General features: G+C 60.9%; 18 protein-coding genes. 7 read left to right on the top strand and 11 right to left on the bottom strand.

Features of this window, described 5'->3' with window-relative positions; all coding sequences use genetic code 11:
- Positions 1–8: 8 nt before the first annotated feature.
- The gene (locus LMTR13_RS14135; protein WP_065728410.1) at positions 9–1,139 is read right to left on the bottom strand and encodes a metallophosphoesterase family protein; all 1,131 of its coding nucleotides are present in this window, start codon (positions 1,137–1,139) and stop codon (positions 9–11) included.
- A 124-nt stretch (positions 1,140–1,263) separates the two neighbouring features.
- Complete coding sequence (locus LMTR13_RS14130; RefSeq protein ID WP_083219450.1) at positions 1,264–2,019, bottom strand: carboxypeptidase regulatory-like domain-containing protein; 756 nt, start codon at positions 2,017–2,019, stop codon at positions 1,264–1,266.
- 203 nt (positions 2,020–2,222) lie between these two features.
- On the opposite strand from LMTR13_RS14130, the gene LMTR13_RS14125 reads away from it, so the two are divergent.
- The 3 genes from LMTR13_RS14125 to LMTR13_RS14115 all read left to right on the top strand — a co-directional run bounded on the left by LMTR13_RS14125 (position 2,223) and on the right by LMTR13_RS14115 (position 7,820).
- Complete coding sequence (locus LMTR13_RS14125; protein ID WP_065728409.1) at positions 2,223–2,828, top strand: SCO family protein; 606 nt, start codon at positions 2,223–2,225, stop codon at positions 2,826–2,828.
- Positions 2,829–2,922: 94 nt separating this feature from the next.
- A complete protein-coding gene (gene hemA / locus LMTR13_RS14120) occupies positions 2,923–4,158 on the top strand; it encodes a 5-aminolevulinate synthase (RefSeq protein ID WP_065728408.1) in 1,236 nt (411 codons plus the stop codon).
- A gap of 857 nt (positions 4,159–5,015) precedes the next feature.
- On the top strand, positions 5,016–7,820 hold the full coding sequence (locus tag LMTR13_RS14115; RefSeq protein WP_197521103.1) for an ATP-binding protein: 2,805 nt from the start codon (positions 5,016–5,018) through the stop codon (positions 7,818–7,820).
- A 51-nt stretch (positions 7,821–7,871) separates the two neighbouring features.
- On the opposite strand, the gene LMTR13_RS14110 is transcribed toward LMTR13_RS14115, so the two are convergent.
- The 5 genes from LMTR13_RS14110 to LMTR13_RS14090 all read right to left on the bottom strand — a co-directional run bounded on the left by LMTR13_RS14110 (position 7,872) and on the right by LMTR13_RS14090 (position 12,937).
- Positions 7,872–9,209, bottom strand: coding sequence for an ATP-binding protein (locus LMTR13_RS14110; protein WP_065728406.1), 1,338 nt, complete (start codon positions 9,207–9,209; stop codon positions 7,872–7,874).
- 410 nt (positions 9,210–9,619) lie between these two features.
- Complete coding sequence (locus LMTR13_RS14105) at positions 9,620–10,042, bottom strand: putative quinol monooxygenase (protein WP_065732677.1); 423 nt, start codon at positions 10,040–10,042, stop codon at positions 9,620–9,622.
- A gap of 77 nt (positions 10,043–10,119) precedes the next feature.
- The gene (locus tag LMTR13_RS14100) at positions 10,120–10,905 is read right to left on the bottom strand and encodes a VOC family protein (protein ID WP_236843381.1); all 786 of its coding nucleotides are present in this window, start codon (positions 10,903–10,905) and stop codon (positions 10,120–10,122) included.
- Positions 10,906–11,065: 160 nt separating this feature from the next.
- Positions 11,066–12,079 carry an aldo/keto reductase gene (locus LMTR13_RS14095; RefSeq protein WP_065728405.1) on the bottom strand — a complete coding sequence of 338 codons (1,014 nt, stop codon included), beginning with the start codon at positions 12,077–12,079 and terminating at the stop codon, positions 11,066–11,068.
- A gap of 96 nt (positions 12,080–12,175) precedes the next feature.
- The gene (locus LMTR13_RS14090; protein WP_065728404.1) at positions 12,176–12,937 is read right to left on the bottom strand and encodes an alpha/beta hydrolase; all 762 of its coding nucleotides are present in this window, start codon (positions 12,935–12,937) and stop codon (positions 12,176–12,178) included.
- Between the two features lie 367 nt (positions 12,938–13,304).
- Between LMTR13_RS14090 and LMTR13_RS14085 the strand changes: the two genes are divergently transcribed.
- The 4 genes from LMTR13_RS14085 (at position 13,305) to LMTR13_RS14070 (ending at position 17,753) form a co-directional block, all read left to right on the top strand.
- Positions 13,305–14,240 (top strand): helix-turn-helix domain-containing protein, encoded by a 936-nt coding sequence (locus LMTR13_RS14085; RefSeq protein ID WP_065728403.1) that lies wholly within the window; start codon positions 13,305–13,307, stop codon positions 14,238–14,240.
- A 159-nt stretch (positions 14,241–14,399) separates the two neighbouring features.
- Positions 14,400–14,861 carry a (2Fe-2S)-binding protein gene (locus LMTR13_RS14080; protein WP_176722023.1) on the top strand — a complete coding sequence of 154 codons (462 nt, stop codon included), beginning with the start codon at positions 14,400–14,402 and terminating at the stop codon, positions 14,859–14,861.
- A gap of 1 nt (position 14,862) precedes the next feature.
- The gene (locus LMTR13_RS14075; RefSeq protein WP_065728402.1) at positions 14,863–17,115 is read left to right on the top strand and encodes a xanthine dehydrogenase family protein molybdopterin-binding subunit; all 2,253 of its coding nucleotides are present in this window, start codon (positions 14,863–14,865) and stop codon (positions 17,113–17,115) included.
- Positions 17,116–17,123: 8 nt separating this feature from the next.
- Positions 17,124–17,753 (top strand): hypothetical protein, encoded by a 630-nt coding sequence (locus tag LMTR13_RS14070; protein ID WP_065728401.1) that lies wholly within the window; start codon positions 17,124–17,126, stop codon positions 17,751–17,753.
- 551 nt (positions 17,754–18,304) lie between these two features.
- On the opposite strand, the gene LMTR13_RS14065 is transcribed toward LMTR13_RS14070, so the two are convergent.
- The 4 genes from LMTR13_RS14065 to LMTR13_RS14050 are packed head-to-tail and all read right to left on the bottom strand — an operon-like array spanning position 18,305 to position 22,417.
- Positions 18,305–19,090, bottom strand: a complete 786-nt coding sequence (locus LMTR13_RS14065; RefSeq protein WP_065728400.1) for an ABC transporter permease — start codon at positions 19,088–19,090, stop codon at positions 18,305–18,307.
- The gene (locus LMTR13_RS14060) at positions 19,087–19,956 is read right to left on the bottom strand and encodes an ABC transporter permease (protein WP_197521101.1); all 870 of its coding nucleotides are present in this window, start codon (positions 19,954–19,956) and stop codon (positions 19,087–19,089) included. The genes LMTR13_RS14065 and LMTR13_RS14060 overlap by 4 nt, the downstream gene beginning before the upstream one ends.
- 57 nt (positions 19,957–20,013) lie before the next feature.
- Complete coding sequence (locus tag LMTR13_RS14055) at positions 20,014–21,069, bottom strand: ABC transporter substrate-binding protein (protein ID WP_065732673.1); 1,056 nt, start codon at positions 21,067–21,069, stop codon at positions 20,014–20,016.
- 40 nt (positions 21,070–21,109) lie between these two features.
- A complete protein-coding gene (locus tag LMTR13_RS14050; RefSeq protein WP_065728399.1) occupies positions 21,110–22,417 on the bottom strand; it encodes an NAD(P)/FAD-dependent oxidoreductase in 1,308 nt (435 codons plus the stop codon).
- Positions 22,418–22,429 lie beyond the last annotated feature (12 nt).

Genomic DNA, 22,429 nt, shown 5'->3' with positions numbered 1-22,429 from the left:
CCATTCTCCTAGTATGGCCACATGTTGTCGGCGATCCGAGGCCGCAAAACCTCGGTAATGCTCTTCGCATAGTCATCCGGTGACTGCGCGTACACCTGCTTGCGCCACATCATGTATTCGGCGTCGACTTTGTCCTCGGCGCTGACGTCGATCTTAGCCCAACCGACCCCGTCGAAGTGATCACCAGGGTCGACCCGGATCATCGGCTTCGTCAGCTTCGGCACTCCCTCCGGGGCGTAAGGCCAAGGCCATGAGGTTGCCAGCATGCCGATCGAGCGCATGGTGCCGATTTCGTTATAGAGCACCTGATGCGTGTGACCGTGAATGTTGGTGACTTTGGTGTAGGGCTTGAGCACCTCGTTCACCTCGCGCCAATCCCGCACCCAGAAGTTCCACGGCGGATAGTACTCGTAGAGCGGATTGTGGCTGAAGATGACGACCGGCCGATTCCGATCCCAATTGGCAAGCGTCTTCTGCAGCCAGTCGAGCTGATCGCGGCCCACGCCTGCCCACGCGCCGGCGACTGTTCCGTCGAGCGTGGCCATGTGCCCCATGCGCTCCTCGGGACTCATTTTCCTCGCCGTCCAATAGTCCGGGCCGCGACTGACGGTGTCGAGCCCGATAAACCGCACGCCCTTGTGGTCGAAGGTCCAGTGGGGCTGACCGAACAGCTCGCCCCATTTCTTGCCCATATCGAGGTACCAATCGTGCTCGCCGGGGATGAAGACCTTGCGGATGTTGACTTCTTTCAAGAGCTCCACCCCGAGCTCGAGTTCCTCGACCTTGCCAAGTTGGGCCAGGTCGCCGCCGAAGATCAGGAAGTCGGCCGGAGGACTCATGGCCTGTACCTCCTTGGCGGCACGCACCGTCTTCTCGACGAAGCGCGTATTGAGTGATTTCGGATAGAGATGGGTGTCGGAAATCCAGGCAAACTTGAATGGCGCCTCCGCCGCATAAGCGACGTCGAGGGTGTTGAGCAGCGGCCACCAGGCGAAGGTCTCCGCTACGGTCGCGGCTCCGACGAGACATGATTTGTGAACAAAGGTGCGCCGGGTAATCCGCAGCGAGGGGTCAGGACGCACCCCGGGCTGTTGGAGCACCGCGGCCATTTCACGCCGATCGCGCTCAAGCTCGGACATGGGTTTCCTCCCTTGCGATGGGTCATTACAAGGCGTCGCTCCTCTCACGCGACGCGGTCCCGACCGTCCGCGTCCTCACCACATTTCTTCGGCTCGATTGTCGCAAGTAGAGCCGCAAAACCCGTTACTTGCCGGAGCCGCCCTGGATCGAAGAGGCGCCCTTCTTCAGTTCGATGTTCAGATCGCTCGGCTTCCCCGCCGCAACGGTCACCGCCTGCTCGTTTGGACCAGTGAAGGGGTGGTACACGAGCAGCTTGTAGTTTCCGGCCGGAATGTCGGAGATGGTGAATTTGCCGTCGGCGCCGGTGACGGCGTAGTAGGGATTGTCGGCGACATAGATAAACGCTTCCATCCAGCCATGTGCGTCACAATCGATGCGCACCTCACCCGGCCGCGGCAACTCGACAGGAATCCGCTGACCCTGGTTGGGGAGAGCGAGGTTGAACACCGTGCGCTTGCCGTAATAGCCGTGCGTGTTGTGGAGCATCGGATCGCTGTTGACGACATCCAGCCCACCCACGCGTATCACCTGAATGTTGGGTTCGAATTTGCACTTCTTGTTGTCGATCTCCGGCTTCTTGGCGTCCGCAGGCCAGGCTTTTCCTTTCGCGATATCGGTCAGGTACACGACGGCGTTCTGCACCGCCTTGTCCGGCCCGACCTGGATGAGCGTCTCCTCGTAGGGGCCGCCGCAGACCTCGATGTCCTTTGTCGGAATTACCTTTCGGGTGCCGGGGGGTCCGTTGAATACGACCTTGCCGGTGATCGATCCGCCGCCCGCGACCGGGCCCGCTTCGTAGGCTGGCGCCGGGAGCGGCGTTGCCACCGCCGCGACCATCGACGACGCCCCGATCAGCCACTTCATGGCTAAGCCAGTCATCACAGCACTCTCTTGATCTTTGATGTCCGCACGAAAATTCATCGAGAGCTAACCGCCATTTACGGGGGTTAGGAAAATCAGAACTCCTTTTCGAAACCTTAAGCAAAGCTTATGAAGCCTGAGGGCAAAAATCGTCTAAGAAACACCTGCTGAAACGAGACGGAGGTTTGTGGCGGATAAGCACCGTCGCGGGGAGGCATCTGATGCGTCGCCGTCCCATATTTTCGCACCTCGGGCGGGCAATGCCTTTTGGCATTGCTGTCGCGACCGTCTTGGTGTTGAGTCAACCGCTCGTACGCGGAGCTAACTCGCCGGTGACAATCGGCGGTCCGTTCACCCTCACCTCACCTGACGGTACGACGGTCACGGATCAGACCTACCGTGGGAAATGGCTTCTGGTCTATTTCGGCTTCACTTCGTGCCCAGATAGCTGCCCGACGGCACTCCTTGAGATTGCCGCCGCGCTCGAGGATCTCGGCCCCGACGCCGACAAGCTCCAACCGTTGTTCATCACAGTCGATCCGCAGCGCGATACGTCGGCCGTCATGGGGAACTACACCCACTCATTTGATCCGAGGATCGTCGGGCTCACGGGCACGCCGCAGCAGATCGCTGCCGTTGCCCAGGAGTATGGGGTCTACTACGCACCTCATAAGAGCGGGCCAGACGCTAAGAACGATCTCATGGACCACAGCACCTATCTCTACCTGATGGACCCTGAAGGCAAATTCGCGCGCGGGTTCGACGCCAACACGCCAGGCGACCGCATCGCCGAGGCGGTGCGCGGCGCCATGGCAAAGGCGCGCTAGAATGCAAGTCATCGGGGATGATCAACGCAATGAGAGCTCGTCCTGACCAAGGAATTGCACGGCCAATGAGAGCGTCGCAGCCGGGAAGGCTGTCATGAATTACGACAGCTATTTCCTTCACGCCCTCGCGCAGTTACGGGACGAACGGCGCTACCGCGTCTTTGCCGATCTTGAGCGCATCGCCGGGCGCTATCCCCGCGCCATCTGGCACTCGCCTGCGGGCCCACGCAGCGTCGTGATCTGGTGTTCCAACGACTACCTCGCGATGGGGCAGCACCCGAAAGTGATCGGCGCCATGGTCGAGACCGCGATCCGCATGGGCACCGGCGCGGGCGGCACGCGTAACATCGCCGGCACCAGTCATCCACTGGTCGAGCTTGAGCGCGAGTTGGCCGACCTGCACGGCAAGGAGGCGGCGCTAGTGTTCACTTCCGGTTACGTCTCGAACCAGACCGGAATTGCAACGATTGCCCGGCTAATGACCGGCTGCACGATTCTGTCCGACGCGCTCAATCACAACTCGATGATCGAGGGCGTGCGCCAGTCGGGGACGGAGAAGCATATCTGGCGTCACAACGATCTCGGCCACCTCGAAGAGCTGCTCAAACAGGTCGAGCCCCAACGGCCGAAGCTGATCGTGTTTGAGAGCCTCTATTCCATGGATGGTGACGTCGCCCCCATCAACGGCATTTGCGATCTTGCCAAGCGTTACGACGCGATGACCTATTGCGACGAGGTGCATGCGGTCGGCCTGTATGGCTCGCGCGGCGGCGGCATCACGGAACGCGCGGGCGCGGCGCACCGCGTCGACGTCATCGAGGGAACGCTTGCCAAGGCTTTCGGCTGTCTTGGCGGATACATTGCGGGCGATGCCGCGCTGATTGATGCGGTGCGCTCATACGCGCCTGGCTTTATTTTCACCACAGCCCTTCCGCCGCCGATTTGTGCCGCAGCAACCACAGCAATTCGCCACCTCAAGAGCTCCAACGGGGAGCGCGAGCAGCATCAGCGCCGCGTAGCGCGCACGAAGGCAGTACTTAGGGCGGCCGAGCTCCCGGTCATGCCGAGCGAGACGCACATCATACCCGTCCTCGTCGGCGATCCAGAGTACTGCAAGGAGGCAAGTGACCTCCTGCTCACCGAGCATGGAATCTATATCCAGCCGATCAACTACCCGACCGTGCCGCGCGGTACGGAGCGGCTGCGCATCACGCCTTCGCCCCATCACGACGACGACATGATCGAAGCGCTCGCCACGGCGCTGATCGATGTCTGGGACCGGCTCGACTTGCCGCGCGAGGACCGGGCGCTTGCGCAGATGAGCGCGTAGATCTGGACGGCATCCTGAAGGCGCGCCCCTGCCCCGCCGGCAAAGACGAAGATCGGTCCCGTTCTCCACACCAGAAGAGTGAGTTCAGCTTCTCGATCGAAAGCGGAGCATTCTGCTCCAATCAATCCGATCCGTCCGCGTCGCACGCATCCCGACGTCTACAACACGCCTCGGAGAGAGCTGCTCAGATTTGCCATTAATAGATTTCTCTCTTGCCCAGTGCACACGTCGTGCACACGCGGCGCTCTAATCATTTGAAAGAATTGCACTTTCGCTCCAATCCATCATGGGGGCACGGAGAAACGATAGTCTTGCGATTCCAATGATTTACCCTGCACTCTCAATGGGATGAAAGAAGAATGGGATGAAAGAAGAACGTGTCCGTTATACTATTTCTGCGAGAATAGTATAATCGCTTGAAATCAAGGGCGAACTGAAGGGCAGCACGTCCACCCATCCTCGACCCCAACCAAATGTGCCCTGGGGATCGAGACGCCACGTCCCCCACGCAAGTCGCGGCACGCCTCAGCGGCGGTCAGGAGCGCATTTATGCAGGGAGAAGCGCTGCGAGGAGGATGTCGATTGCCCCGGAGTCGAATTTCGACACCCGCAACAAACAGAGGCAATGTTCCTGCTGGGCTTGGCAAGCTCGCCCCAAATACTCTCAGTCTGGTCGAACCAGGGTGTGATCTGCCCTACTCCACGTCCGCTCTACCCCCGGTACCGGAGGCAGTCCGCCCCAGCATCGACGTCCGTTAAGGGCGGCAGCCATTAACGGACATCCCGGATATTCTGGAAGCAAACCTGAGGCAATGCCCCTACAGTGCGCCGCGCGATATGGGACCCAAGCAGGTGCGATGGTGAACCGGGAGATATTCTTCGGGCTGTTCCGCTTTGACGCGGCTACCCATACGCTATGGGACGGAAGCGTCCCGGTTAGGCTTGGCGCTCGCGCGTTAGCGATCCTGCAAGTCCTCCTTGAAGCACCCGGCGTAACCGTCAGTCGGAGCACCCTGATCAAAAGCGCATGGCCAGGCTTGCACGTTGATCAAAGCAATTTGCGGGTGCAAATCTCAGGACTGAGAAAGGCCCTGCGTGATTACGGCGGCGCAATTCAAGCTGATCCGTCTCAGGGCTACCGTTTCGACGCCGATGTGGTTGTGAAAAAGCCGGCCCCTCCTCGCTCTGAAAACCAGCCTCGGTTCGGCATCCCAGGAATTATCGTGAAGCCGATCGGCCGCGAGGCGGCAGCGGATGGGATTCACGAGCTTTTCAATAGCCGACGACTTGTGACGATCCTTGGGTCGGGTGGCATCGGGAAAACGACGATCGCATTGCAGGTCGCAAATGACCGGGCCGCAAACTACGCCGATGGCGTCTGCTTTGTCGATCTTGGCAGGATATCCTCGATTGACTTCGTCTACACCGCATTGGCGAATGCGATCGGATTAAGGGTAACAGACTGGCCCGGCATCGAACAAATCGTGCTGGGCCTCCACGACAGGCGGATGCTTCTGATCCTGGACTGTTGCGAGCATGTGCTTGGTCCAGTGGCGAAACTCGTTGACGCCTTGCTCGTCAGCACCGCGCACGTAGATGTTCTCGTTACGACGCGAGAGCCGCTGCAGCTTGATGACGAGGCTGTCTGGCGACTCGCCCCCCTCACAGTTCCCCCAAAGGCTACCGAAACGCACGCGGACGACATCAAGACCTACTCGTCAGTCCAGTTGTTCTTGAAGTGCCTCCATCAGCGAGGGGCGAAACTGCATTTCGACAATCGCAGCGCTGCTGCCGTCGCAGAGATTTGCCGACGGCTTGACGGCATCCCGCTGGCAATTGAAATTGCCGCCTCGATTGCCGCGGTGCTTGGCTTCGAGGAAGCACTACGCAGCCTCAACGAAAAATCGTCGGTGATCAATATCGATCGAAGAAGCGTCGTTCCCCGTCAACGGTCGCTGTTCTCAACGATCGACTGGAGCTATAATCTGCTGTCCCAAGCAGAACAGTTCGCCCTTCGCCAAATCGCTTGCTTTGCCGGAACCTTCTCGCTTGACGCCGGCACCGCTGTGGCAAGCGGCGATCAGCTCAGCGCATCCGCTGCGCGCGACGCCATTACGAGCCTGTCGCGCCGCTCACTTCTCTCCTTCGACCCGGAATCGACATATGCGGAGTATCGTCTGCTGGATACGACCAGAGCTTATGTAGCTCAGCTGGACTTCTCCGAAGGCGACATAGCGCAAAGACGTCACGCGGAATACTTCCTCCGGCTGCTCGACGGCATCGACTGGGACCTCTATGACGACGCATCCGAGAACGCGAAAATGCGGGGTTACCTGGACGAGGTTCGGGTGGCTCTGGATTGGACGTTTTCCTCCGATCCTCAACTCGGCGTAAAACTTGCAATCGCCGCGGAACGGCTTTGGCTTGCACTCACCTCGTTGGTTCAAGGGGTCCCTTATCTAACCCGGGCATTTCACCTCGTCGATGGCAGCTCCGCATTTGATGCAGCAGTGCGGCCTCGCTTGCTGGTATCACTCGCATCCGCGCAGGTATACCTTCCGGGGTTCGAGGGAGCGAGCTTGTATGAGCGCGCCTGGCAGGCGGCGCAGGCTGCAGAAGATGATTTCCTGGAGCTGCGAGCCCTCTACGGCATTATTCAGAGTACGCTTCTAACCCGCCGCCAGGCCACACACTATCTCGAGGCCTTTGCCAAGGCAGCAGAGCGATCCAACAACCCTGATGTGCACTATCTTCTGCAACGGATATCCGCATTCAACGACTTCGAAAACTCTGCCATACGATCAGCTCATCAGCGGTTCCAGACGTTCCTGCAGGACTGCCCGTCGATTTCCAGAAGCGCCTACCTGTATTTCGGAGGAATCGACTCGTTCATCTCTTGCAAGATCGGGTTGGCACTTGCCAAGCACTACATGGGGTATTGTGACCAGGCATTGTCGCTTTCGAACACAGCGATAGACGAAGCCGAGGCGAAGGGACATCTGACAACCACCTATTTTGTTCTTGCCCAAGGTGCCACATGGGTAAACATATCGTCGGGGGAATTTCAGCGGGCACGCAGCTGCCTGCAAAAACTGGAGGAAGTGTCGCGACACTACCGGCCTTGGCATGCGGTTGCCGAGGCATTTCGAGCGCTTCTTCTCAGATATGCAGACGAAGACGCTAGATCCGCAGAGCGCATCCTGACGTCCTGCCTGGCAGATGAGTTTATAATCAAAACCGGATCTCTTCATCCGATCTTGTGGGTTGAACTCGCGGACGCTCGACGAATTGTTGGCGATCTGGACGGTGCAGAATCTGCACTTGCGAAGGCGATGAGCCAGTGCCTGGGCCCATCCGATGTTCGCCTCATCGGCAAGCATCACCCAATCCTCGCCAAGGTACTCATTGCTCGTAACCGGCCTGGCGATGTCGATACGGCACGCGAGCTATTCAGCCAAGCAATCGAACTTAGCAAGCAGCACGATTTCTATCTCTATGAATGCGAGGCCGCCGTCGGCCTCGCCGAGTTTGAGCTTGAGGCAGGGCGACCGCAGGCCGCCCGCAATGCACTTGTCGATCTTCTATCCAATTTGCAGGACAGGTCACGTGTACCGTTCCTCGTGCGGGCTCAAGCTCTCCTCGCCGGGATCAACGCACCCTGATGCTCATGCCAGCGCTCGGGCGTCAGGTTCTCACGCGTTAGCAATTCTGACTCAGATCGAGCCGCCCCGTGGCATATTCCCCTCCTCCCTGGGGCTCACCACGTACGCTCGCATGGTCTCGAAAAGGCGGTATTCTGGAGGACTGATCTGATGATTTACGATCAGGAAGGATTTATTGGCGAGCGCGACAACCGCTTCGCGAACGACAGACGCATCCGTAACGTCATCAGCCGCAACCGCGACCGCAGCATCGAGGGTGAATGCACCGGCGAAGAGCGCCAAACGGCGCAGCACCGCTTGCTCGTTGAACGGAAGAAGATCGCACCGCCAGCGAAGGATCGAGAAAAGAGAATCGTGCAGCAGGTTGTCGCCCTGGCGATCGAACTCCAGTAAGGGCAAGCGCTGATCCAGGCGGCGGCGAAGCTCGCCAATGTCGCGGGTGGCGACCATGGAAGCCGTCATTTCGATCGCCCGGGGAATTCCGTCCAGACGCCGACAAACCTCGACGATGGTCGGCGCGATCTCGTCGTTCAACGTAAAGCCGTCCGAAACTTCGGCCGCGGCCCTCAGGAAGAGCTGAACTGCGGAGTATCGCGCAGCATTCGCCGCGTTATCCATCAAAGAGGGCGGCGGTACTTCCAGCGGCTCGAGGTGCCAGACGAACTCAGCTGCAACCCTCAGGGATTCCCGGGATGTTACCAGTATCCAGACCTCATTGGAGAAGCCCAGAACCTGCTCGACCAGCAACGCGATCGCATCGGCTACGTGTTCGCAGGAGTCGATCACCAGAAGAAGTCGTCTCGCCTGCAGCGCGGCCTGTATCTGCTCAAGGGCAGGCGGCGCCTCCCCGACCGGAGAGCCCAGTGCGCGCGCAACCGCTTCACTGATCTGATCGTCGCGCGCAATCCTGCTGAGATCGACGAAGCAGGATTCATCCGCAAAGGTATGGGCCAGTCGATGTGCAATCGCGAGCGCGACTGTTGTCTTCCCGATACCGCCGGGACCAAGGACGGTCACCAGCCGGCTTTCTTTGAGAAGGCCGACGATGTCCGCAACCACACCGTCGCGCCCGATAGGCTCGGTGAGAAGCTGCGGCACCAGGGAGCATCGCCGCTCTGCATCGGGATACGGATCTCCAGGTACCGCTTCTCCGAGAAAGCGATAGCCCAGGGAAGATTCCGCCCTGATCAATCCCTCGCAGCCGCGAAGTGCCTTTCGCAAGGCGGAAATTTGTACCTTGAGATTTGCGTCGTCGACGCGGCCATCAGGCCATGCCCGCTCCAGCAGTTCGCGCTTCGCGACAAGACGCCCGGGCGCTTCGGTGAGCGCGCTCAGAATTGCCAGCGCGCGAGTCCCAACCTGCAACAAGACGTCCCCTTCCCACAACATTCGCCGATCTCGATCGAACCGATATGGCCCGAACGAAACCTCCGCGTCAGCCCGATTCGCAGGAGACTCGGTGTCCTTACCACTCGCTGATCTCGTTGAGACGATCGATCGAGACGCGACTTTCACCGGCATAACCCGGTCTGCATCAGAGGCGAACCGCCAGAGGGTACGCTCGGCAGGTTCGCTTTATCAGCCTGCCCCTCTGAATGAGGACATTTCATCGTTCGGCCAACCGCGTGAGTCAAAATCGGGAAAAGCTATTCGAACAAGCTCATGACCCGAAATCTACACGCAGAATGGCTAAGGCGCATGGGAAAGCCGACTGCGGCGGGCATTTCGCCGCAGGAGCCCCGGACCGGTGAAATCTCCAAGCACGGCGGAAGCCGCAGATTGCTTCCTGACTATTCCGCTTATTTTTTGGGCATAGTGAGGATCGCCATCCGCATCACCTCGACGCCACCCTCGGCAAGCTCTGGAAGCTTGGCGAACCACTCCTGCACATAAGGCATGGCGTTATGTGCGTCGAAATCCGCCTGGCTGGCAAAAATCTCGTAAAAGATGAAATGTCCCGGCTTGGCGCGGTCTTCCTGGAGAAAATAGACCAGGTTTTTGGGATCGGCGCGAACCAGCTCAATGAGAGGCAAGGTCGCCGCCCGCAGGGCGTCTTCCTTTCCAGGCTTGGCTCGCACCTGGGCAACGACTGAGTAGGCGCCTTCTCGAATGTCCTGGTAGCGCACATGCGCCGCCTGCTCGGCGAATGCCGCCGGCGCCACCAGGAACGGCGAAAAGGCCAACAGCGCCGTGGCGCGCGAACTGCGAAGGATCGTTTGCATCATGGGTCCCTTCAGAAGGAAGTCATAAACACCTGGCAAGAGCGAGCAGGCGACCGTTCGGCCGCCGGCCAAGCGGATCAGCGCGTGACGGTCTGCTGCCGCTTCGCGAGGGCTTCGCTGAAACGTTGCTTGACGGGTCCCAGTGCTTTGACGAACTCGAGCTGCTCGCCTTCCGGGCCCTTGCAGTAGATCAGTTCCCAGCCATCCGACGGGGCCTGGGTCACCCGGTTGGTGTTGGAGCTGCGGGGAGCGGCCTTGCGGTCCGCCTCGGTCATGACGCGGACCGTGCGGTTCGCCCTCACCTGCGTCATGCCGCGGCGCGCCGATTCTGCCTCGAGGTCGGCGATGAACTTGTTGAAGTCGACATCGTCGCGAACATAGAAGCAGATGTGCATCATGCGCGGAAAGGCGGGGCTCATGTGCTGCACCGGCTCGGCGAAACTCTTCGAGCTACCCATGGGCTGATCCGCATCGCGGTACTGAAGCAACTCGATCACGACATTGTCGAACTGGATGAAGCGAACATCGAGCCGCTGCGCCCCACCGCGCAGGTCGGGAACACCGATCGTCCGAGGATTGACCCCACGTGCGTTCGCCTCGATTTCCTGGTCGGCCAGCAGCGTGTTCTGCACCCCATCGCCCTGGAAATCACCGTGGCGGAAAACCTCGGTGCCACCCAGCACCGCGGTATAGAATTCATAGGCCCGCTCCATGTTCTGGACGGTGAGCCCGAAATGCTGGACGCCCTGGAGCCGCGCACCAAGCGGCGCCTCATTGCGGTCGGCCGTCGACATGCCGCCGGCGTCCTGAGCAGCGGCCAGCGCGACTGTCGGCGTGCCCCCCACCGCCAGGCCCGTGATCACGGCCGCTCCTGCTGTTTGAAGCATCGCCCGGCGCCCCATTTCGGAGGTGTTCTGTCTTTCGTCACTCATTTCCATCTCCTTCGTAATTGAATTGACTTTGCGCCACCCCGCCGGACAACGTTCAGTTCGCAGGGATGAACTTGCCCTGCGCTCAAACCGCTCAACCGGCCAGGGGAAGAGGAGCGGCGGGATTGACGAGACCCGCCGAACGAAGTTCGCGCCAGAAATCGACGGGTATGGATTCGTCGAGGGCAGTCCGGTCCTCGGCAATGCGGCCCGGACGGCTCGCCCCCGGGATCACGGCAGCAACCACCGGATTCGCGAGCGCGAACTGCAGTCCTGCGCCCTTCATGCTGACGCCGTAGCGGTCGGCGATCGCTTTGATCCGCGCCACCTTCACGAGGATTTCCCGAGGCGCCGGCGCATATTCGAAATTCGGGCCACCGACGAGCGCGCCCGAGCTGTAGGGGCCGCCGACAATGATGGCCAGTTCATGCTCCGCAACCATCGGCATCACCCGTTCGAGCGCCCGGCCATGATCGAGAAGCGTGTAACGGCCCGCGAGCAGGAAGCCGTCAGGGCGCGGACCTTCCAGCGCAAGCAGCAGTTCGATCGGCTCCACCCGGTTGACGCCGAGCCCCCAAGCCTTGATCACGCCCTCGTCGCGCAACCGGTCGAGTGTCTTGAACGCGCCCTTGCGCGCACTCTCGAAGACTGCCAGCCACTCGTCGCCATAGAAATCCTGCGCCACATCGTGCACGAAGGCGATATCGATATGGTCGGTGCCCAGCCGCGTCAGGCTGCCCTCGATCGAGCGCAACGTGCCATCTTTCGAATAATCGTTGACGATCTTGTTCGGTCGCCCGTGCTTGAAGACATCACCTTTCTCGCCGAGGTCGCGGGCGCTTACGTCCTCGATCTCGTCTAGGATCACGCGGCCGACCTTGGTGCTGATGACGTAATCGCCGCGTGGCCTGGTCGCGAGCGCAGCGCCCATACGGATCTCCGCCAGCCCCGCGCCATAGAAGGGCGCATTGTCGAAGTAGCGGATGCCGTCGTCCCACGCGGCATTCACGGTCGCAAGGGCCTCCTTCTCCGGGATGTCACGAAACATGTTTCCGAGCGGAGCCGCGCCAAAGCCCAGCTTGCCGGGCAGAATATCCATGAGTGCCATACCTCGTCCCCTTCGTCATGACAGGCAAAGCCGTCTTGCGCGGGAAGCCATCGCGCGATCGTCGTCCCTGACGCTTGATGCCCTCTGATGTTTGCGTCAGTCGACAGAGGATGTGTCTGCGCTCTTGATGAACGCCGCGACCTCGCGAGGATGCGACAGCATTACGGCGTGGCTGCTCTTCAGCTCCACCACTTTCGCACCGGACCGTTGTGCCATCATGCGCTGCGCCGTCGGCGGGATCATACGATCCTCACTTGTCACCATGTAATAGGTCGGCTTCGTCTTCCAGGCCACACGATCGACCTTCGTCTGCACCGCTTGCAGTCCCCAGGGGAGTTGCGCGGCAGCCATGAAGCGCGTCGTCGCAGTGTCGACATCGGCCGCGAACGACGAGGGAAACTTGTCGCGGTCGACGAGGAGATACTTGCCTTCAGCGACAAGCGGAGCCTTTTGCTCGCCCGCCGGCGCAGGCGCTTCTGCGAGCGTGCTCACCGACTCCCCGGCCTCGGGCGCAAATGCCGCGAGATAGACCAGGCTGCGAACCTTCGGATTGTCCCCCGCTTCCGTGATGACCATTCCACCGTAGGAATGCCCGACTAGGACCACTGGATGTCGCGCCTTCGCGATCACGCGTTCGGTCTCTGCGACATCATCACGAAGCGTGATCGTCGGCTGCTGGACGACGAGCACCTCATAACCGGCATTCGAAAGCATGTCGTGCGTGGCTTTCCATCCCGACCCATCGACGAAGGCGCCATGGACGAGGACGATGGAAATGGTCTTCTCGGCCGAAGCCGCAGGGACGGCTTGGGCGGTTGCGAACGATATTGCGGTAAGCGCGGCGAGGATCAGCCTCATGACAAGCTCCAATCGTCGAGATGACGGCCTAGCTGTTCGATGAGCCATCACTAGATCAAACGCGCGTGCGGGTATTTCCGATTCCTGCGCGATGAGGGACGAATCCTGCTCATCCCATGTTGGATAGCCACTGCTTGCGAGGCTGGATCGGGCGAATAGCCAAACCCTTGCTCCGTTTGAATTTTACCTCTTTTAACGGGCCCGCCTCTGGACTTCATCGTGGGTTCATCCAACAACTTCGCACAGATCGGCCGATCGTTGTTTCCATCAGGGTACAGCGATCGCGAATCCGAACCGCGCAACGGACGGGACCAACGTTCGCTCGCGATGCGGGGCCGCGTCCGCCGCAGTTCGAGGAGAGGTCACGATGACGCTCGCCACGCATGGAGATCAAAAATATCAGAACAGCGAGAAACTCGCGGAGGCCGCTGATTGGCCGGCATTGAGCATCGAGCATCGGAGGTTTGAAGCGGGGCGGCAGGCAACGCCCGTCCCGATTTGCACGGAGATCGTCATGCTGCTGTCCGGCGGCGGAATGGTCTGCCGAGCCGGCAACGGCGAAGTCCAGAAGAGCGTCGCCAGGCCGGGAATGAGTTATCTCGTACCCGTGGGAACGCAGGAGAGCCATCTCGAACTTTCGGACCGGATGGAATGCCTTCACCTCTATCTCCCGCCGGCACTGCTGGACCACAGCGCCCTTGCCGACTTTGATGTCGATCCCGCCAAGGTGCAGATCGCCTATGCCGACGGCCTGGCGGACCAGGTGCTCTTCCACCTTTGCTCACCGCTTCGGGACTTGCTGCACCGTCCTCGCCAACCGACGGATGCGCTGTTCGTCGAGGGGATCCAGGTCGCGCTCGCCGCGCACCTCCTGGGGCACTATTCGATTGACCGCTGGCGCCCTCCCGAAAAGTCCCCGTCGCTCGACCCGCGAAGGCTCCAGCGCGTGTTGGACTATATCGAGGCTTCTCTCAAAGCTGACATCCGGCTCGAGGAACTGGCCGCCCAGGCCTGCCTCAGCCCGTTTCATTTTTCCCGGCTCTTTCGTGAGGCGACCGGACTGTCACCGCACCGCTACGTGATCGATCGCCGCGTGCAGGCGGCGCGGCACGAACTGGCGCGCGCCAATTTGTCCCTCGTCGAAATTGCCTTCGAATTCGGCTTCGGCTCTCAAGCCAATTTCACACGTGTGTTTCGAAAAGCCACGAGTCTCACTCCGGGGCAATACCGCGAACTGTGCTGCGGCCGGGTCGATATCAGCCCGGTCTACCGCGATGCTGAATTCAGCAGGGATTGCACATGATCCCGCAGGATTCGCGAATACCGCCTGGCGCTGATCAGCCAGTGTCGTCGCGGCAGCGTACCCGATATCTCGGCCCGCATCAGCCGCTTGAAGGCTGGCTCGAACGACGGAGCACGTCGCTCCGATGATGACAGCAATGATCCGCGAAGGGATATCGATATGATCGAGCTCACGGTCAATGGCACCAAGCGCCAGGTTGACGTCGTTCCCGAGATGCCCTTGCTCTGGGTGTTGCGGGACGAGCTTGGCATCACAAGTCCCAAATACGGCTGCGGAGTAGCGCAATGCGGCGCCTGCACCGTTCAGATTGACGGAAAGGCCGTTCGTTCCTGTCAGTCGCATATCGGCGAGGTCGCCGGCAAGTCGGTCGTCACGATGGAAGGGCTGGGCAATAAGGACCAGCACCCGGTTGTGCAGGCGTGGATCGAACACCAGGTGCCACAGTGCGGCTACTGCCAGACCGGCCAGATCATCCAGGCCATTTCGCTTCTAGAGCTGATCCCGAAGCCGACGGACGACGATATCAATGTGGTGATGTCCGGAAACCTATGCCGCTGCGGAACCTATCCACGCATTCGCGCGGCGATCCATGCGGCTGCCGCAAAGATAGCGGGGAAGTGAGATGCGAGACGCACAAGACCTTTCCCGTCGCGCGTTCCTCGTCGGTAGCGCCGCCGTAGCGGGCGGCATCGCCTTCGGTTCCTACAGCTACGCTGAACAGGCTGCCAAGCCCGCCAGCAATCCGTTGGCCGCCGGCCTCGGGCCCGACTCCGTGACGTTCAATCCCTGGATCGAGATAAGCCCGGAAAAAATAACGCTCATTGCACAACACGCCGACATCGGTCAGGGCGTTGGTTCGGTGCAGCCGATCATGATTGCCGAAGAGATGGACCTCGATCCCGGCCAGTTCGAAATCCGGTTTGCAGGGCCCAGTCCCGCCTACTTCAACACCGGCTTCGCAGATGAACTTGCGCCGTTCATGGCGGCCGACCAAAGCCCGGCCGCCGAAGAAGCACGCGCTGCCGTGCTCGAAAACCTTAGACAGTCCGGCCTGCAGATGACGGGCGGCTCAAGCACGGTTCCGGATACCTACGAAAAGTTGCGCACCGCGGGCGCAGCCGCGCGCGAGACATTGAAAGCTGCGGCGGCAAAACGCTCGGGCCTCCCCGTGGCTGACATTCGTACCCAATCGGGCCACGTGATCCTGCCCGACGGAACCAGAATTCCCTACGTCCAGCTCTCGGCGGAAGCCGCGAAGATTCCGCCGGTTCTGGACGTCAAGCTGCGCGATCCCTCGAAATGGCGGATGCTCGGCAAGCCGATGACGCGCCTCGATGTTCGATCGAAAGCCATGGGCGAGTTGAAGTTCGGCATCGATATGAAAATGGACGGCATGTTGTTCGCCGCCGTCAAGCTGAACCCTGCCAAGGGTCAACCGCTGAAATCGTACAACGCAACCAAGGCGCAGTCGATGCCGGGGGTCAAGAAGATCCTTGAAATCAACAATGGCGTGGCTGTCATCGCGACGAACAGCTGGTACGCGATGAAGGCGGTCGAAGCGATCGATTGCCAATGGGCGCCCTCGGCCTATCCCGCCGAGCAGGCCGACCACTGGAAGGTCCTGGGAGCGTCGTTCAAGCCTGAATTCCTCGGCAAGGAGTGGCGGAAGATCGGCAATGTCGATGCGGCGTTGAAGGGTGGCAAGCTGGTTCAGGCCGAGTATCGCGCGCCCTATGTGGCACATCAGCCCCTGGAGCCCCTGAACGGGATCGCCATCGTCTCCGACGCAGGAATGAAAATCTGGGTTAGCCATCAGAGTCCGCAAGCAGTGCAGCAGGTCGCCGCGACGGCGATCGGCCTCAAGCCGGAACAGGTGACCTTTCACAATCAATGGGCTGGTGGAAGCTTTGGGCATCGTCTTGAATTCGAGAACGTCCGCGTCCTGGCCGAGATCGCCAATCAGATGCGCGGAACGCCGATCAAGCTTGTGTTTTCGCGCGAGGAAGACTTCCTCCAGGACATTCCGCGACAGATTTCAATCGGCCGGTACAAAGGGAGCGTCGACAAGGGAAAGATCGTCGCGGCCGACCTGAAATTGGCGGCAACGGCGCCGTTGAAGGGGCTGCTTGAGCGCATGGGCTCCCCCTCGAAGGATCCGGATGCCCAACTCGCCGCCGGCCTGTGGAATGTCTATTACGACATCCCGAATTTCCGGGCCACCAGCTATGAGGCGCAGGGACTATCGCCATGCACGACGTGGCGGTCGGTCGGAGCCTCCACAGCAGGCTTCTTCACCGAAAGCTTCATCGACGAGTTGATCTATGCCGCAGGCCTTGATCCTATGAAAGCCCGCATTGCGATGTGCGCCGTTCCAACCTATCGCAAGGTGCTGGAGACGGTCGCGGAGATGTCGAACTGGAAGGGACCGCTGGGTAAGGGCAGAGGTCGCGGCGTGGCATTCGTCGAGTCCTTCGGGACGCCAACGGCCGAAGTCGTCGAGGTGACCGCGACGGACAGAGGCATCAGGATCGACAAGGTTTGGGTTGCGGTCGATGTCGGCAGGGTCGTCGACCCCATCAACTTCGAAAATCAGGTGCAAGGCGGGGTCATCTGGGGGCTCGGCCACGCCATCAACTGCGAACTCACTTACGCAAAGGGCGCGGTGCAGCAAACCAACTTCAACCACCACGAAGCCATGCGGATCTACCAATGCCCCGTCATCGAAGTTCGCGGGCTCGAGAACGATCCCAAGGTGCGAGGTGTTGGCGAACCGCCCGTTCCTCCCGCCGCCCCCGCGCTCGCCAACGCGATATTTGCGGCGACCGGAAAGCGCATTCGCGAAATGCCCTTCAACAAGTTCATCGATTTCGTGTGAGGTGAGCCATGAAGAGAGTTCTCATCGCGCTCACGTTCGCCGTTACATCGATTGCGGCTGTCACGGGGATCGTCGTGGCCAAGGATCAGGTCAAGGATGCGCTGCCGCTCGGCAGCGTCAGCCGTGCCAAGGGACTGGAGGCCTGGACTAGGATTGAGGCCGTGGTGACACATCCCCGTTGTGCCAACTGTCATATCGACGCCAGGGCCATTCCGATGTGGACGCCGGCGGGCGAAAGCAAGCCCAGGGTGCATGGCATGAATATCCACGGCGGAAAGAGCCGCATCGGGGCCGAGACGATCCTCTGCTCGACCTGCCATATGACCTCGACCCAGCCGAATGAGCCCGCACCGGCGCCGTTGCGCGCCGGCATCGACTGGCAGCTTGCCCCGGTCGAATTCATCTGGTTCGGCAAGAGCGGCGCCGAGATCTGTGCGCAACTGAAAGACCCCAAACGCAATGGCGGCCGCGACGCCATCGCACTGCTCGCGCATTTGCGGCACGATGCATCGCTCAACGGCTTCATCCCCCGGGCGTGGGAGCCCGGAGCAGGACGCACGACGCCACCGGGCAGCTTCGAGGATCACGTCAAGGACATGGCCCTGTGGGGAGCCGCCGGACAACCTTGCCCGAAATGATGGATCTCGTTGTTGCTGGAGGCAACCTTGGGTCGAAGATTCGTCTGATCTGGTTGGAACCAACTGTACCGATTACTCGCTTGTTGTGCCTGCCGATTAATGCGCAGACACTTGAACTGCACATTCCGCGAATAGACCCGCGTGCAAGTCACTCGCGTCTACAGCCTGCGAATTTCAACTACACCTCATGCTCAACGGCAAGCGACACACGCTCGGCTGGCGACTGCGCATGCTAGCTGTATTGAGATTTCTTTGATCTCCCGGTGCACACATCGTGCACTCGCCGCCCTTTAAACGATTGATAACTTTGGACTCTCGCTCCAATCCATCATGAGGAAGTTTGAGCTAGGTCCAGCCAGCATCAGCAAGCACCTCAAGCACCAATCGCCTTCATCAAGCTCACGGACCGATCGGCTGACATTTTCTCTCGCCGGACAGGCAATCGGCGAGATCGGCGATGGAAAACGCGCATATAGGCAACCGGCTGCGCAACACGCTCCCGCGCGACGCGTATTCAACCGAGGCAAAGAATCAGGCCGCTGACTTCCCGCTCACGCGCTCGTCTTTGACCGGCTGGTTGCAATCAGAACCAGCATGAACGAAACCGCGGTCATCAGCGTGCTGATGGCCGCAATCGTTGGATCGATCTCGTCGCGGAGCGCGGTGAACATCCGCTTGGTCAGCGGTTGATATTGACCGCCAGAAATGAACAAAGCGACGATGGTCTCGTCCATCGCGGAGATGAAGGCGAAGATGCCGCCGGCGATCACGCTGGGCTTGATCTGCGGCAGCGTCACCACAAAGAAGCTGCGCAACCTGTTCATGCCGAGGCTGCGCGCCACCATCTCCTGCGTGGCGTCGAAGCTCTGCAGGCCCGCCGCGACGGAGATGACGACGTAGGGCAGACCGAGCATGACATTGGCGAGCACGAGGCCGGTCATGGTCGCGGCGAGGCCGACCTTGGCGAAGACGAAGAAGATGCCGACCGCGGTGATGATGATCGGCACTACCAATGGCAGCAGCAGGGTCATGTGGATCAGCCGCATGATGCGCCATTTCGATTGGCTGATCGCGTAGGCTGCGGCAACACCGAGCGGGGTCGCTATGACCACGGTGAGCACGGCAACCGTCAGCGTCACACGGGTCGACTGCATCCAGGCCGGATTGCCGACATATTCCTGATACCAGCGCAGCGACAGCGCCGGCGGCGGAAAAGTCAGGAAACGCGCGGCCGAGAACGACATTGGCGCGATGATCAGGATCGGGAGGATGAGATAGAGCAGCACCACCGCGCAAGTCACAACGAGGGTGATGCGGAATGGACGGGACATCGTCATTTTTGCCCCAACACGCGATCGAGCGGAATGAAGCGGCTGACGGCAAAGAAGATGGCGCCGACCGCGACCAGCAACACCACGCCGATGGCGCTGGCGGCGCCCCACTGGTCGTAGAGTTCCACATTGCGGCTGACCAGCATCGATATCATTATGGTGCGGCCGCCGCCGAGCAATTCAGGAGTGATGTAGAAGCCGAGGGCGAGCACGAAGACCAGTGTGCTGCCCGCGAGCACCCCGGGCAGCGACAGCGGCAGGAATATCCGCCAGAACGTGAGCATCGGACCGGCGCCGAGACTGGCGCCGGCCTGCATCAGATCGCGCGGAATCTGCTGCATGGTGGCGTAGAGCGGCAGCACCATGAACGGCAGCAGGATGTGCAGGGTCGCCACGACGGTGCCGAAAGTATTGTGGACCAGCGGCAGCGGCTCGTCGATCACCCCGAACTGGCGCAAAAGCTGATTGATGACCCCGGTCCGCTGCAGCAGCGCGAGCCAGGCATAGGCGCGGACCAGCACGCTGGTCCAGAACGGCAGCACCACCAGCGCCAGGATGACGATGGCCCACCTTCTCGGTGCGATGCTCGCCGCATAGGCAATGGGATAACCGAGCAGCAGCGCGAACAGCGTCACCAGGAGGCTGATTTGAAACGTCAGGGCAAAGCTGCGCCAGTAGATATCCTCGCTCCAGATCCGGCGGTAGTTCTCGAGCGTAAAACCGTTGTGATAGACCGATTGCCAGGCCAGCCAGCCGACCGGCAGTACGACCAGCAGCAGGATCACGAGCAATGCCGGCAGCGCCAGCACCAGCATCAGGCGCTGTTCGCGACGTTGGTGGAGTACCGAGAGGTCCTGCACAGGGCTACTCATTGTTATCCTGCGGTGGCGCGGAATGCTGACGCATGCCGCGCCGGGTTGCCGACGAGACTACTTCTGCATGAAGCCGACCCAGCGTTTTTCCGCGGCCTCGCCAGCCGGCGACGACCACCAGGCGTAGGACATCAGCGCCTGCTTGCGCGCATTCTCGGGCGCGCTCGGCAGTTGCGCGACGCGCTCCGGCTTGATGACGCCGGTGTCGAAGGCCTTCGGGTTGGCCGGGCCGTAATCGATGTGCAGCGGCAAATTGGCCTGGTGGACGGGATCGACCGCCTCGTTGAGGAAGCGGACTGCGGTCGCGAGATTGGGCGCGTCCTTGAGAATGCAGAGCGAGGTGCTCTGCAGGATACCCTGATTGTAGGTGAAAGCGACCTTGGCGCCTTCCTTGGTGAGCGCGCTGACGCGGCCGTTCCAGGCCATCACCATGTCGACTTCCCCGTCATTGAGAAGCTGCGCCGATTGCGCGCCCGAGGTCCACCACACCGTGATGTTGGGTTTGATCTCCTCGAGTTTCTTGAAGGCGCGGTCGACGTCGAGCGGATAGAGCTTGTCGGGCGCGACGCCGTCGGCCATCAGCGCTGCCTCGAGCGTCGCGATCGGGTGATTGCGTAGCGCGCGGCGGCCGGGGAACTTCTTCACGTCCCAGAAATCGGCCCAGCTATTAGGCGCTGCCCCCGCCGAGAACTTCTTCTGACTATAGGCGAGTACGCTCGAATAGAACTCGTACGCCACCGAATAAGGGGAACGATAGGCCTCGGGCATCGCGGCGCCGTTTGGCAATTTCGAGAAATCGAGCTTCTCGACTAGCCCCTGCTCGCCGCCGCGCAGGCAATAGCCGGTCGGCACGTCGACCACATCCCAGGTCGGCTTGCCGCTGGCGACCTGCGATTTGATCGCGGGCCAGGCGTCCGGGATGCTGTCCTGGTTGATGGTGATGCCAAGCTTCTTGGCGGAAGGATCGAGGATCGCGACGGTTTGCGCCTTCTGGTAGGCGCCACCCTGGGAGACGAAGGTGATCTGTTGCGCATTGGCCGGAAGCGCCGACAGCGCCGCGAAGGCGCCAATGGAAACACCGAGCAGTGCGCGGCGACAGCAAGATGCAATCATCATGTTCAATCCCTCTTGTTATGACCGGGCGTTAGAACTCCTAACGGCCGATCGCGTCCAGAAACTGATACCAGCCGGCCACCGCGCGGACGGCCGGTTCGCGGAATGCATAGAATGGAATAGTCTTGAGACGGCCAGCATCGAGTAGGCCGAGATCGACCTTCTCCCCGCGCACCAGCGCCGCGAGATGGCAGCCCATCAGGCTCGACATGGCGACGCCGGCGCCGTTGTAGCCGACCGAATAAAGGGTGCGATCATCGAGACGGCCGACATGCGGCACGGAATCGAGCGTCATCGCGACGAGACCCGACCATTTGAACGCGAGCGAAATATCAGCAAGCTCCGGGAAGATGCCGACCATTGCCTTTCGCAGCGCATCGAAGGCGCTTTCGGAATCCTGCTTGCCGAAGGCGCCGCGTCCGCCGAAGATGACGCGGTCGTCGACCTTGCGGAACCAGCGCATCATGCGCTTGGTCTCGGTGTAAGTGCGTCCCGTCGGCATCAGGCTGCCGGCGAGATTCGGCGACAATTTTTCGGTGGCGATGAGAGCGCTGCGGAACGGCACCAGCGTCCGCTGCACGCGCGCGGTCGCCGACGTCAAATCGGAATAGCTGTTGGTGGCGATGATAGCCTGGCGGGCCCGCACGACACCGTTAGGCGTTTCCGCCACGACATCGTCGCCGTCGCGACGCAGCGCGAGCACCGGGCTTTCCTGAAAGACCGGCACGCCGCGTTGCGCCACGCCCTTGGCTAGCCCACGCAGATAGTTCAGCGGATGGATGCCGCCGGAGCCGGGATTGAGCACGCCGCCGACAAAGCCCCGCGATCCCGTCTCTTCGCGCACCTGATGGGCATCGAGGATACGAACTCCGGTGTCGCCCATTTGCCGCTTCATCCATTCGGCTTCGTCGATCGCGGCCTTCAGCGTTGCCTGATTGTGCGCGGCCTTGACCTGCCCGCTACGCGTCAGCCGCGCACTCTCGATGCCGAATTCGGACACCAACTCATCGACCATCTCGACGGATTCATGGGCGATCTCGTACATTCGCCTGGCCATGGCGCGGCCATGAACGGCGTCGATCTCGCGGAACGAGAGGCGGAATTTGGCGGTGATGACGCCTCCATTGCGGCCGCTCGCTCCCCAGCCGGGATGATTGGCTTCGATTACGACGGGCGAAAGGCCACTCTTCGCGATGTGATGCGCCGCAGACAACCCGGTGTAGCCCGCGCCGATGATGACGACATCGGCCTTTACCTCGCCGGCAAGCTTCGGAAAGGCAGGCAACGGCTCCGCCGTATCCGCCCAGAGCGAGGCGGCCGGTGCCATTGGGGTCCATACCTCTGCCATGTCAGCCGCCCT

The organism is Bradyrhizobium icense, from assembly GCF_001693385.1.
Classification (GTDB): Bacteria; Pseudomonadota; Alphaproteobacteria; order Rhizobiales; family Xanthobacteraceae; genus Bradyrhizobium; species Bradyrhizobium icense.
The sequence above is the reverse complement of the archived record's forward strand: the minus strand, read 5'-3'. Positions and strand labels throughout refer to the sequence as shown.